Source organism: Nocardia amamiensis NBRC 102102, assembly GCF_001612745.1.
GTDB lineage: Bacteria > Actinomycetota > Actinomycetes > Mycobacteriales > Mycobacteriaceae > Nocardia > Nocardia amamiensis.
The window spans coordinates 1-12399 of the sequence record NZ_BDBA01000268.1 but is presented as its reverse complement, the minus strand read 5'-3'; the positions used below and the strand labels follow the sequence as shown (position 1 = coordinate 12399).

Below are 12399 nucleotides of genomic sequence, written 5' to 3'. Positions count from 1 at the left end.
TGTTCACCGCGCCCGCCGCGGTGCCGCCCTGCTGCGGCGGCACCGCCGCCATGCCGACCGACACCAGCGCGGGCGCGTTGACGCCGATCCCGACGCCGATCACCGCGAAACCGGGAATCAGGGCCACCCAGGAGGATCCGGCACCGATCAGCGTGAGTAGCCAGGTACCCAGACCGACCACAACCAACCCCGCGCCGACGGTCCACTTCGGCGCCACGTCCTGCAACAACCGCCCGAACACACCCGACACCACGAACCCGGTCACGGCCATCGGGAGCATCGCCAGACCTGCCCCCAGCGGCGACATGTGCAGGTGCTGCTGCAGCCACAGCGAGATCAGCGGAGTGCTGGCGCCCGTGGACTTGTCCGCGGCGGACGAGGCGATGCTCGCGCTGCTCGCGCGGGACGGGCGCGCGCCATATGCCCAGCTCGCGGCCGAAACCGGATGGACGGCGCCACGGGTCGCGCGGCGCATGGCCGAACTGATGGCGGCGGGTGTGCTCTACTTCGACCTCGACGTCGCGATCGAGCGGATGGGCTATAGCGTGCGCGGTGCGCTCTGGTTGCGCGTGCGGCCGGCCGATCTGGATGCGGTCGGGCGGGCGATGGCGGCGCATCCCGAGATCGTCTACGTGGCCGCCACCACGGGGTCGTTCAATCTGATGGCGTCGATCATCTGCCGCGACACCGCGCACCTGTACCGGTATGTCACCGAGGGGCTCGGTGCGCTGGACGGGATCACCGGCCTCGAGGTGGCGCCCTCGCTGCGCGTGTTCAAACAGGCGCAGACGCTGCTGGATACCGATCGGATCGCCCTGGTGCGGTGATCGCGCGGCGTTTGCCGAGGATGCGCGGACGGTGGGATGCGTCGGCGGGCGCGTCGCTTGACTCGAACACCTGTTCGTCTAGTGTTGTCGGCAGAACTTGTCGGTGCCGCGCTCTACTGTAGGCGCCAACCACAGAACGAGACTCACCCGTCGAAAAGGGGATCAGGACATGGCACCACAGGCGTACGACCGGGACAAGGCGCTCGAGCTCGCGCTGGCCCAGGTGGAGAAGAGCTTCGGCAAGGGCGCCGTCATGCGCCTCGGCGAGGAGGCGCGCCAGCCCATCTCGGTGATCCCCACCGGTTCGATCGCCCTCGACGTCGCGCTGGGCATCGGCGGCCTGCCGCGCGGCCGCATCGTCGAGATCTACGGTCCGGAATCCTCGGGTAAGACCACCGTCGCGCTGCACGCGGTGGCCAACGCGCAGGCCGCGGGCGGTGTGGCGGCGTTCATCGACGCCGAGCACGCGCTCGACCCCGACTACGCCCGCAAGCTCGGCGTCGATACCGACGCGCTGCTCGTCTCCCAGCCCGACACCGGTGAGCAGGCACTGGAGATCGCCGACATGCTGGTGCGCTCCGGCGCCATCGACATCATCGTCATCGACTCGGTGGCCGCGCTGGTGCCGCGCGCGGAGATCGAGGGCGAGATGGGCGACAGCCACGTCGGTCTGCAGGCCCGCCTGATGAGCCAGGCGCTGCGGAAGATGACCAGCGCGCTGAACAACTCCGGCACCACCGCGATCTTCATCAACCAGCTGCGCGAGAAGATCGGCGTGATGTTCGGGTGCTTCAACTACCACACTCGGGTTCAGCTGGCCGACGGCACAACCGAGAAGATCGGCAAGATCGTCAACCAGAAGATGGATGTCGAGGTGCTCTCTTACGACCCCGACACGAATATGATCGTGCCTCGGCGCATTGTGAACTGGTTCGACAACGGTCCAGCCGATCACTTCCTGCAGTTCACCGTCGAGAAGTCGAGCGGCAACGGCCGCTCGCAGTTTGCCGCTACCCCGAACCACCTCATCCGCACTCCAGGTGGCTGGACCGAGGCAGGAGAAATCATCGCGGGTGACCGTGTGCTGTCTACGGAGACATTCCGCCTGAGCGATCAGCAACTGCAGGTTGTTCTCGGTTCGCTGATGGGAGATGGCAATCTGTCGCCGAACCGCTTCGACCGCAATGGGGTTCGCTTCCGGATGGGGCACGGTGCCAAACAGCACGAGTACCTGGATTGGAAGGTCTCGCTGCTGGGCAACATCGAGCATTCGGTGCGTGTGAACGACAAGGGCGCCAAGTTCGTCGACTTCACCCCGCTGCCTGAACTCGGCGAATTGCAGCGCGCGGTATATCTGGGCGACGGCAAGAAGTTCCTCTCCGAGGACTTTCTCAAAGCCCTCACCCCACTCGCCCTGGCGATCTGGTACATGGATGATGGCTCCTTCACGCTGCGGTCCAAGGGAGTGCAAGAGCGGACAGCGGGCGGCAGCGGCCGTATCGAGATCTGCGTCGAGGCGATGAGCGAGGGGTCGCGCGTTCGGGTGCGTGATTACCTGCGCGACACCTACCAGCTCGACGTGCGGTTGCGTTCTGCCGGAACCGCGGGCAAGGCGGTGCTGGTGTTCTCGACACAGGCCACCGCCGAGTTCCAGGAACTGGTTGCGCCCTACGTGACGCCGTCGATGGAATACAAGCTGCTGCCACGATTCCGGAGCTTGGGGAATGTTGTGCCCGAGTTCACCGAACCGGTTCAGAAGCTGGTGCCGGCGCGGGTGCTGGGCGTGCACGTGAAGCCGGAGACCCGGTCGATGCATCGGTTCGACATCGAAGTCGAGGGTAACCACAACTACTTCGTCGACGGCGTGATGGTGCACAACTCGCCGGAGACCACCACCGGCGGCAAGGCGTTGAAGTTCTACGCGTCGGTGCGCCTGGACGTGCGCCGCATCGAGACGCTCAAGGACGGCAGCGACGCGGTGGGCAACCGCACCCGCGTGAAGGTCGTGAAGAACAAGGTCTCGCCGCCGTTCAAGCAGGCCGAGTTCGACATCCTCTACGGGCACGGCATCTCCAAGGAGGGCTCGCTCATCGACATGGGCGTCGAGCAGGGCTTCATCCGTAAGTCCGGCTCCTGGTACACCTACGAGGGCGATCAGCTCGGCCAGGGCAAGGAGAATGCTCGTAAGTTCCTGTTGGAGAACACCGATGTCCGTGACGAGATCGAGAAGAAGATCAAGGAGAAGCTCGGTATCGGTGCCGATGTGACCGCGGATGGGGCCGCCGAGGTACCGGCCGATTTCTGAGTCGATGAACAGTCGGCGTTCGTCGGGTCGGGGTGCGGGGGCGAAGCCGCCCTCCGATCCGATCGCCGACATGCGGCGGCAGCTGGCTCGTCTCGGTGTCGATGACGCCGGGACGGCAGCGGGTGTGTCCCATGCGAGCGAGCACGATTCCGACGTATCTGCTGCGGCAGGCCGATCAGCGGGTCCGGTGACCGCCGGATTCCGGCCGGAGCAGCAGGGACGGGGACCTGTCCGGTCGGCCGATGGTGGTTCGGCCGAGGTGGACACCATGGGAACTCGGTCGGGCGCGCCCGATCCGCAGCGGGTGCGCTCGACCGGGTCCCGGCGAGGACGCCGGAATACGTTCCGGCACAGTGATCCACAGTCGGCCCATGTCGAACGGGCCGAGAGCCGCTGGAGTGATCCGGTGGCGACCGGACCCGAGTGGGATGCGCCCGAGGCGGAACCAGGCGTGAGCCGGTCGTCTTCGGAGCGCAACTCACCGGGCGGGACAGTCGAGCAGGCCAAGGAGGCATGCCTTCGCCTGCTCGCCGTCCGTGCGCGCAGCCGAGTTGAGCTGGCCCGGAGCCTGACCGCCAAGGGGTACTCGCCGGAAGTGAGCGAACGGGCACTCGATCGCCTGACCGAGGTCGGCCTCGTAGACGACGCCGCCTTCGCCGAGCAGTGGGTGCACTCCCGCCACACCTTTTCCGGCAGAGGCAAGCAGGCGCTGGCTCAGGAGCTTCGGCGCAAAGGCGTCGCGCAGTCGGATGCCGCATCCGCCCTCGCGGGGATCACCACCGATGACGAGGAAACCCGCGCCGCCGAATTGGTCCGTCGCAAAATGCGGTCCCTCCCGCGAGACCTGGACCACGACAAGGCGATTCGGCGCCTTGTCGGCATGCTCGCCCGACGTGGCTACGCCCAGCCCACGGCCTACCGAGTGGTCAAGGAGGCACTAGCCGACCATGGCGTCGACAGCGATCTCATCGACCCGATCGACTGATGGTTCGACACGACAAAGGCCCGACCCGTGAGCACTATCAACCCGCCGGGCCGACGGAGACCGGCACCCGGCAGCACGTGACCGCCGAGTAGTGCGGGGGTGGTGAGCAGGCCCGAAGGCACCGTCCATGACGGAGTGACCGCCGCCAGCACTACCGCGCCGATCGCCAACCCGGCTGCGGTCAGCCCGAACGAGTCGTGCCTGCTCGCGCCGTGCTCGCCACGGCCACGTGATACTCGTATCAGGGCTCGCCGTAGAGCTTCTCTCCGGCGAGCTTGCGCCGCTCCAGTTCGCGCAGGATCTCCCGCACCGCCTCCAGGTTCAGATCGTCCAAGTGCTTGAAGCGGATACAGGATTTCCCGCAGTTGACCTTCCCGAGCCGGTCGGCGTACCGCTCCGCCACGTACTCTCCGGCCTCCAGTGCCGAAATATAGAGCGACACATAGTTCTTGCGTGCGGCCAGCGCTACCACCGGCCATTCGCCCGGTTGCTTCATGCTCTTGGACTGGTACGGAATCATCCCGTACCCGAGCATGGGCGCACCCATTCCCTTGGTGAGTACCGGTTCGAAAGTCGGTGCGCTGGAGCGGATCACCGCGTCCAGCGCACGCAACTCCGAAGCCCGGTCACCCGCCGCGGCAAGGAACCGTTCGAACTCCTGCTCGTCGATGCTCACGGTTTCGTCGCGATGTCGACGCCGGGCGCCGCGTCGGTGATGACGGAGTCCGCGGCGACGACGGTGCCTGCGCCCTTCCCGCGCTTGCGTGCCCGCAGTCGCTGTTCCAGCTTGGTCGCCACCAGGGTCAGCGCGCTGTTGAGCGCGATCATGATGACGGCGATGATCATCAGCGCCGGGACGGTGTTCTGCTCGGCCGCGCCGAGTTGCTGGCCCGAGCGCACGATTTCGACGTAGGTGATCTGGTAGCCGAGCGCCGAGTCCTTGAGCGCGACGACCATCTGCGAGACCAGCGCGGGCAGCATCGCCGTGATCGCCTGCGGCAGCAGGATCAAGCGCATCAGCTGGTTCTTGCGCATGCCCAGTGCGACGGCCGCCTCGGTCTGCCCCTTCGGCAGCGACCGGATGCCCGCCCGGACGATCTCCGCGATGACGGAGCCGTTGTAGACCGTCAGCGCGGTGACCACCGCGGCGAGCGCGAGGTCCTCGGACTTGAACAGGTCGTAGTCGGAGAACACCGCGAACAGGAAGATCATCAGGATCAGCACCGGGATGGCGCGCGCCACCTCGACGATCGCACCCGCCACCCACCGCACGACTCGATGCTCCGACAGCCGCAGCACGCCGAAGATCATGCCGAGGATCAACGCGAGCACGATCGACAGCAGCGCGGCGACGATCGTTCCGCGCAGACCGGGCAGCAGGTAGGTCGACCAGACCTCGGCTTCCAGGAACGGCTTCCACTTCTCGGCGGTGAACTGTCCCTTGTCGGCGAACCCGCGGTAGAGCACCCACACCGCCGCGGCGATGACCACCACGACCAGGACCGAATAGAGGTTGTTGCGCAGCCTCGCCTTCGGGCCCGGCGCGTCGAACAGAACCGAAGCAGCTGAACTCATCGGGCCACCTCGTAACGCTTGGCCAGCCAGCCGAAGAACAGGCCGGTCGGCAGGGTCAGGATAACGAAGCCGAGCGCGAAGATCGCGCCGATCGCCAGCACCGCGGCCTCGGTCTCGGTCATCTCCGCCATCAGGGTCGCGGCCTCGGCGACGCCGATGGCCGAGGCGATGGTGGAGTTCTTGGTCAGCGCGATCAGCACACTGCCCAGCGGCGCGATGACCGAGCGAAAGGCCTGTGGCAGCACGACCAGCCGCAGGTTCTGCAGGAAGCCGAAGCCGAGCGAGCGGCCCGCCTCGGACTGGCCCATCGGCACGGTGTTGATGCCCGCGCGCAGTGATTCGCAGACGAAGGCGGCGGTGTAGATGCTCAGACCGACGACCGCGAAGCGGAAGTTGTTCTGCGCCAGCGAATCCGGGCCCTCACCCGCGAGCCGCCAGCCCATCGTGGTGTAGAGGCCCAGCGACATGAACACGATGATCAGCGTGAGCGGGGTGTTGCGGAAGATGGTGACGTAGGCGGTGCCGACCCAGCGCGCCACCGGCACGGGCGACACCCGCAGCGCGGCGACGCCGGTGCCCAGGATCAGCGCGCCGATCGCCGACAGCACGGTCAGCTGGATGGTCACCCAGAAGGCTTCGAGGATTTCGGTGTCGTACCTCGAGATCAGGTCGAACACGACGGACGCGTCCCTCCGATCGGGTTTCGATGGTCAGGGGAAGTGCGGCGGGCGGCCCGGCCCGGTCGGAGCCGGGCCACCCGTGCTCGGGAAGACGGAGGAACTCAGTACCGGTTCACCGTCGGCGGCTGCGGGGCTTGGTAGCCCGAGGCGCCGACGGTGGAGTCGAACGCCTTCTTCCAGGAGCCGTCGGCGATCATCGCCTCGATCGCGTCGTTGATCTTGTCGCGCAGCTCCTTGTCGCCCTTCTTCAACCCGATGCCGTAGTTCTCCGTGGTGAACGGCTTGCCGACCACCTTGAACGCGCCGGTGCTCTGCGCGGCGTAGCCTGCCAGGATGATGTCGTCGGTGGTCACCGCGTCCCACGAACCGGCGCGCAAGCCCTCGAGGCACAGCGAGTAGGTGTCGTTGGCCTGCAACTGGGTGTCGGGGAAGTTCTTGCTGATGTTCTGCGCCGGGGTGGAGCCCTTCACCGAGCAGACCTTCTTGCCCTTCAGGTCGTCGGGGCCGTTGATGGCGGTGTTGTCGGCACGCACCAGCAGCGACTGCCCCGCGATGTAGTACGGACCGCCGAAGTCGACCTTCTCCTTGCGCTGGTCATTGATCGAGTAGGTGGCGACGATGTAGTCGACCTGGCCGTTCTCGATCAGCGTCTCGCGCTGGCCGGAGGGGGATTCCTTGAAGGTGATGCCTTCGGGCTGCACGCCGAGCTTGCCCGCGACGTACTTGGCCACCTCGACGTCGAAGCCGCTGTAGGAGCCGTCCTTGTTGCGCAGGCCCAGACCCGGCTGGTCGAACTTGATGCCGATCGTGAGTTTGCCGTCCTTGGCGTGGTCAAGGGCGGATTTGTCGTCGCCGCCGCCACAGCCGGTGGCGGTCGCGGCGGCGAGTGCCAGGGCGATCGCCCCGACACCGAATCGCAGGGCACGGTTGATCCTCATCGGGTTTCCTTCTCCCTCTCGTGGGTGTTGCTGGCCGCTGTGTCCGGCGGGTCAGTGACTCAAGATCTTGCCCAGGAAGTCCTTGGCGCGCTCGGACTTCGGGGCGGTGAAGAAGACGTCCGGCGGCGCGTCCTCCACCACCTGGCCGTCGGCCATGAACAGCACCCGGTTTCCGGCGCGGCGGGCGAACCCCATCTCGTGGGTGACGACCAGCATGGTCATCCCGTCTTTGGCCAGCGACACCATCACCTCGAGCACCTCGTTGACCATCTCCGGGTCGAGTGCCGAGGTCGGCTCGTCGAACAGCATCACCTTCGGGTTCATCGCCAGCGCGCGGGCGATCGCGACGCGCTGCTGCTGTCCGCCGGAGAGCTGGGCCGGGTATTTCTCGGCCTGATTGGCGATGCCGACCCGGTCGAGCAGTTCCATGGCCCGGGTGCGGGCGGCGTCCTTCTTGATCTTGCGGACCTTGATCGGCGCGAGCATGACGTTCTCCACGATCGTCTTGTGCGCGAACAAGTTGAACGACTGGAACACCATGCCGACATCGGCGCGCAGCGCGGCCAGCGCGCGGCCCTCGGCGGGCAGCGGGACACCGTCGACGGCGATGTCGCCGGAGTCGATGGGTTCCAGGCGGTTGATGGTGCGGCACAGCGTCGACTTGCCGGAACCCGAGGGGCCCAGAACGATGACGACCTGTCCTTTGGGGACCTCGAGGTTGATGTCCTGGAGTACGTGCAGGTCGCCGAAGTGTTTGTCCACATTGCGCATCGAGATCATCGGCGGCGCGCTGGTGGCGGCGCTGACGGCCCCGGCAGGAGCGTCCCCGATCGTGTCGGGGATGGCGGCGTCATCGGTCATGGTTCAAGACCTTAAGCAAAAAACGGGGATTTGCCCGGGTTTCGGCGACACACCGTCTCGACACGCCGACATAACACCTCGGCGCACCGTGCCGGCCGGTGCCGAGGGCGGCCGGAAATTTGCCCGCGAGCCTGCACCGATGCCCGCGAAACCCGCCGGACGCGGCCCCGTACCCTTAGTGGGTGGATTCGATCGGACAGGCAGTGTTGACTCCAGCGCCCGCCGAGGGCACAGCACGCAGTTACGAGGTCCGCACCTTCGGTTGCCAGATGAACGTGCACGATTCCGAACGCTTGTCGGGCCTGCTGGAGGACGCGGGATACGTGAAGGCCGCGCCCGGCGCGACAGCAGACCTCGTCGTGTTCAACACCTGCGCGGTGCGCGAGAACGCCGACAACAAGCTCTACGGCACGCTCGGCCACCTGGCGCCGATCAAGGCGAGCCGGCCCGGCATGCAGATCGCCGTCGGCGGCTGCCTGGCGCAGAAGGACCGCGACGTCGTGGTGCGCAAAGCGCCGTGGGTGGATGTCGTCTTCGGCACGCACAACATCGGCTCGCTGCCGGTGCTGCTGGAGCGGGCCCGGCACAACCGGGAAGCCCAGGTGGAGATTCTGGAATCGCTGGAGGCGTTCCCGTCCACCCTGCCCGCCAAGCGTGAATCGGCCTACGCGGGCTGGGTCTCCATCTCCGTTGGCTGCAACAACACCTGCACCTTCTGCATCGTGCCCGCATTGCGCGGCAAGGAGGTCGACCGCCGCCCCGGTGACGTGCTCGCCGAGGTGCAAGCGCTGGTCGGCCAAGGCGTGCTCGAGGTGACCTTGCTCGGCCAGAACGTGAACTCCTATGGCGCGTCGTTCGCCGACCCGGCCGAGCCGCGCGACCGCGGCGCGTTCGCCAAGCTGCTGCGCGCGTGCGGAAGCATCGACGGCTTGGAGCGGGTTCGCTTCACCTCGCCGCACCCGGCCGAGTTCACCGATGACGTGATCGAGGCGATGGCCGAGACCCCGAACATCTGCCCGCAGCTGCACATGCCCTTGCAGTCCGGTTCGGACCGGGTGCTCAAGGCCATGCGGCGCTCCTACCGCAAGGCGCGTTACCTGGGGATCATCGACAAGGTGCGTGCCGCGATGCCGCACGCGGCGATCACCACCGACATCATCGTCGGCTTCCCCGGTGAGACCGAGGAGGACTTCCAGGAGACCTTGGACGTGGTCCGGCAGGCACGCTTCACCAGCGCGTACACCTTCCAGTACTCCAAGCGGCCGGGCACGCCCGCCGCCGACATGCCCGATCAGCTGCCCAAAGCCGTCGTGCAGGAGCGCTACGACCGGCTGATCGCGTTGCAGGAGGAGATCTCCCTGGCCGCCAACCAGGAGCTGATCGGCACCGAGGTGGAGCTGCTGGTCGCCGACGGGGCGGGCAAGAAGAACGCCGCGACCGCCAGGATGAGCGGCCGTGCCCGCGACGGCAGACTGGTGCACTTCCGGCCCGGCGACACCGCGGAGCCGATCCGTCCCGGCGATCTGGTCACCGTCGACATCACCGGCGCCGCGCCGCATCATCTGATCGCCGACGCCGCGGTCAAGACCCATCGCCGCACCCGCGCCGGTGACGCGCACGAGCGCGGCGTCACACCGAAGACCGAGCCCATCGGCGTGGGGTTGGGCCTGCCGCGCATCGGCGCGCCCGCTCCGGAGCCGGCGGCCGCGAGCTGCTCGACCGGCTGCGGCGCATGACCACGAAGCCGGACGACGAAGGCGACGCCACGCGCGGCGCCGACGGGGCCGAACCCGTCTCCGGCGACGACGAGCGCGGCGCGTCCGCGCAGACCCCGGGGCAGGCAGGGGAGTCCCCGAGCGCCGGCGACGACGAACGAAACGAGGATTCAGTGAGCTCGGTCGAGAGAACCAACGACTTCGAACAGTTCCGCGACGATCTGGACGCCGTCGAGCGCAAGATCGCGGGGGAGATCGACCCGGGCGTCCGCGCCATGGTCGTGGCGGGAGCGGTGTTCCTGCTGCTGGTGTCGCTGGTCCTGCCGCACGCGGGCACGGCACGCGGCTTCGATGTGCTGTTGAACACCGAGGTCGCGGGCACCGAGCACATCGGGCTGCCCTCCCGGGTCTTCGTCTGGTTCGTCGTGGTCTTCGGCATCGGCTTCTCGACGCTGGCGCTGATGACCCGCCGCTGGGTGCTGGCCTGGATCGCCGTCGCGGGCAGCGCTGTCGCCAGCGTGTTCGGTGTCCTCTCGATCTGGCACCGCCAGACCCCCGGGCTGGGCAACTACGTCGGCGCAGGCCCCGGTATCGGCCTGATCCTCGGCGCGATCGTGACGATCGTGCTCACCTTCCACTGGGTGCGCGTGGTCTGGAGCCGCACCGCGCTGCACTTGGCCGCCGAAGAGCAGCGCCGCAACGCCGCCGCTGTCGCGGAGGAACGCGACCGCCGCCTCACCGGCGACTCCTGACGAGAGTTCGCGCCGGCGAACAGCGACCCCTCCGCGGTCGCGACAGCATCGGCCGAAAATCGGGTGGATTCGGCGGCGAGCACCTGAACGACGCAGCTCGATGGTGACGACGAGACGACCAGGCTGAGCGCCGGCGGTTCATGGACCGATTGCCGGCGAGGATTGCGGGTAAACGATGCTGAGCCTGTGCTGGGGCCGACCAGCGGCGTCGTCCTCGATGGCGGCTGATCACAGCAGGATGGTCGGGCGCACATGACGGACTCGTTTCTCCTGTTTCGGTATATGGGAGGAGACTTCAGGGATGAATCGCAAATATCAGCCGCCGCCGAGCCTGTTCAGTCATCTCGAGGAACCCGCCGTTACCTCGTCACCGGCTGGCAAGGAGGTGGTGGCGTGCCGTCCGGTGTTCAGCAGCGCCGTATCGTGTGCCGCGGCGGCGGATGATGCCGCTGTAACGGCCAGCGGTGATCAGTGAACCCGAAGGCGCGAGCCTGGGATCTCGGGTACGCGGCCGGTTGGCGGCTGATACGTGCCCTGCCACAGCGGTGGGCGCTCGGCCTGTTCGGCATCGCGGCCGATCGCGCGGCCAGAGGTGGTGGACCGGTCCAATTGCGGCGCAATCTGGCGCGGGTACTGTCCACCACACCGGCGCAGGTGCCCGACGACCTCGTGCGCGCGAGCCTGCGTTCCTACGCGCGTTACTGGTGCGAAGCGTTCCGGCTGCCGTCGATGGATCCGGTGCGGCTGACCGAGATCATCGAATCCTCGGCCACGGGGCTCCACCACATCCACGAGGCGGTCGAGCGCGGACGCGGTGCGGTGCTGGCGTTGCCGCACAGTGGCAACTGGGATCTGGCAGGGGTCTGGCTGGTGCAGCGGGTGGGCATACCGACCGTCGTCGCCGAGCGGCTCACACCGGAATCGCTGTTCCGGCGCTTCGTCCGCTTCCGTGAACGTCTGGGTTTCGAAATCGTCCCGCTCACCGGCGGCGCGACACCACCGTTCGAGCAGCTGATCGCGCGGCTTCGGCAGGGGCGGATAGTCGCCCTACTCGGTGAACGTGACCTGACCGGAGCGGGCGTGCCGGTCACTTTCTTCGGCGAACCGGCCCGCATGCCGGCCGGTCCAGCGCGGCTGGCGATCGATACCGGTGCACCCCTGCTGCCGGTGCACTGCTGGTTCACCCCCGCCGGCTGGGGTTTCCACGTCGGCGCGCCGATCGACACCGCCGGCGGAGTGCAGCACACGACTCAGGCTATGACCGACCGTTTCGCCGCCGGTATCGCCGCGTACCCGGCCGATTGGCACATGCTGCAACCGGTGTGGACCGCCGACCGGCTCGCCCGCGGGCATGCTCGCAGCAACCCCTCAGGCTGACCCCGCGGCCACACCTCGCCGCCATCGCGCCTGGTGGGGGCGGGTGCAGGAGGACCATCAGAGGTCGCACCGTGCCCGAATTCAACAATCCGGCCCTATCGGCCATGGCAGCAGCGTCCGATGACGCCACAACCGATGAACGTGCATCCGCCACGTTTTGTCCCGTGCCCACCCGAACCCCACTATTACGTCTGCGTCCGGATTCCGACATCGAATGCTACGGCGATCCCCTCCGAGCGGAGGGGATCGCCGTCGTTCGATCTGGGCCGGTACCCCGGCGGACGTAGTCCGTCAGCCCGCGCCGGGCCGGGGAGGCTCGGGGGAGCCGCGCTTGTGCGCCGGGCCGAGCGGAGGCTCGGGGGAGCCGCTTGTGCGCCGGGCCGA

At 67.5% G+C, this 12399-nt stretch carries 11 protein-coding genes and 1 pseudogene; 6 read left to right on the top strand and 6 right to left on the bottom strand.

Annotation, left to right across the window (positions count from 1 at the left end):
* Positions 1 to 307 (bottom strand): annotated as a pseudogene (locus tag NA4_RS34620) (MFS transporter); the annotation flags it as partial.
* Between the two features lie 76 nt (positions 308 to 383).
* On the opposite strand from NA4_RS34620, the gene NA4_RS34615 reads away from it, so the two are divergent.
* From NA4_RS34615 to recX, 3 genes are all read left to right on the top strand, one after another.
* Complete coding sequence (locus tag NA4_RS34615) at positions 384 to 827, top strand: Lrp/AsnC family transcriptional regulator (RefSeq protein ID WP_245671723.1); 444 nt, start codon at positions 384 to 386, stop codon at positions 825 to 827.
* Positions 828 to 996: 169 nt separating this feature from the next.
* Positions 997 to 3132 carry an intein-containing recombinase RecA gene (gene recA / locus NA4_RS34610; protein WP_067479693.1) on the top strand — a complete coding sequence of 712 codons (2136 nt, stop codon included), beginning with the start codon at positions 997 to 999 and terminating at the stop codon, positions 3130 to 3132.
* Between the two features lie 451 nt (positions 3133 to 3583).
* Positions 3584 to 4117 carry a recombination regulator RecX gene (recX, locus tag NA4_RS34605; protein ID WP_067479705.1) on the top strand — a complete coding sequence of 178 codons (534 nt, stop codon included), beginning with the start codon at positions 3584 to 3586 and terminating at the stop codon, positions 4115 to 4117.
* 241 nt (positions 4118 to 4358) lie between these two features.
* On the opposite strand, the gene NA4_RS34600 is transcribed toward recX, so the two are convergent.
* The 5 genes from NA4_RS34600 to NA4_RS34580 form a co-directional block, all read right to left on the bottom strand.
* A complete protein-coding gene (locus NA4_RS34600) occupies positions 4359 to 4793 on the bottom strand; it encodes a DUF1801 domain-containing protein (protein ID WP_084497717.1) in 435 nt (144 codons plus the stop codon).
* Positions 4790 to 5692, bottom strand: coding sequence for an amino acid ABC transporter permease (locus tag NA4_RS34595; RefSeq protein WP_067479691.1), 903 nt, complete (start codon positions 5690 to 5692; stop codon positions 4790 to 4792). Before NA4_RS34595 ends, NA4_RS34600 begins: the two co-directional genes overlap by 4 nt.
* Positions 5689 to 6369: an amino acid ABC transporter permease gene (locus tag NA4_RS34590; protein ID WP_067479689.1), complete on the bottom strand. Its 681-nt coding sequence runs from the start codon at positions 6367 to 6369 to the stop codon at positions 5689 to 5691. Before NA4_RS34590 ends, NA4_RS34595 begins: the two co-directional genes overlap by 4 nt.
* Before the next feature lie 104 nt (positions 6370 to 6473).
* Positions 6474 to 7310, bottom strand: a complete 837-nt coding sequence (locus NA4_RS34585) for a glutamate ABC transporter substrate-binding protein (RefSeq protein WP_067479686.1) — start codon at positions 7308 to 7310, stop codon at positions 6474 to 6476.
* 51 nt (positions 7311 to 7361) lie between these two features.
* Entirely contained in the window at positions 7362 to 8090 is a 729-nt protein-coding gene (locus NA4_RS34580) for an amino acid ABC transporter ATP-binding protein (protein ID WP_067479700.1), read from the bottom strand.
* A gap of 263 nt (positions 8091 to 8353) precedes the next feature.
* On the opposite strand from NA4_RS34580, the gene miaB reads away from it, so the two are divergent.
* The 3 genes from miaB to NA4_RS34565 all read left to right on the top strand — a co-directional run bounded on the left by miaB (position 8354) and on the right by NA4_RS34565 (position 12015).
* Positions 8354 to 9907: a tRNA (N6-isopentenyl adenosine(37)-C2)-methylthiotransferase MiaB gene (gene miaB, locus NA4_RS34575; RefSeq protein WP_174553035.1), complete on the top strand. Its 1554-nt coding sequence runs from the start codon at positions 8354 to 8356 to the stop codon at positions 9905 to 9907.
* Positions 9904 to 10638 carry an Rv2732c family membrane protein gene (locus NA4_RS34570; protein ID WP_307188623.1) on the top strand — a complete coding sequence of 245 codons (735 nt, stop codon included), beginning with the start codon at positions 9904 to 9906 and terminating at the stop codon, positions 10636 to 10638. The genes miaB and NA4_RS34570 overlap by 4 nt, the downstream gene beginning before the upstream one ends.
* A 471-nt stretch (positions 10639 to 11109) precedes the next feature.
* Positions 11110 to 12015: a phosphatidylinositol mannoside acyltransferase gene (locus NA4_RS34565; protein ID WP_067479684.1), complete on the top strand. Its 906-nt coding sequence runs from the start codon at positions 11110 to 11112 to the stop codon at positions 12013 to 12015.
* The last annotated feature ends 384 nt before the right edge of the window (positions 12016 to 12399 follow it).

Excerpts from the sequence above, each read along its gene's own strand:
- NA4_RS34595 (WP_067479691.1), bottom strand. The coding sequence starts at position 5,692 with ATGAGTTCAGCTGCTTCGGTTCTGTTCGACGCGCCGGGCCCGAAGGCG.
- NA4_RS34580 (WP_067479700.1), bottom strand. The coding sequence starts at position 8,090 with ATGATCTCGATGCGCAATGTGGACAAACACTTCGGCGACCTGCACGTA.
- NA4_RS34570 (WP_307188623.1), top strand. The coding sequence starts at position 9,904 with ATGACCACGAAGCCGGACGACGAAGGCGACGCCACGCGCGGCGCCGAC.
- recA (WP_067479693.1), top strand. The coding sequence starts at position 997 with ATGGCACCACAGGCGTACGACCGGGACAAGGCGCTCGAGCTCGCGCTG.
- NA4_RS34615 (WP_245671723.1), top strand. The coding sequence starts at position 384 with ATGCTCGCGCTGCTCGCGCGGGACGGGCGCGCGCCATATGCCCAGCTC.
- NA4_RS34585 (WP_067479686.1), bottom strand. The coding sequence starts at position 7,310 with ATGAGGATCAACCGTGCCCTGCGATTCGGTGTCGGGGCGATCGCCCTG.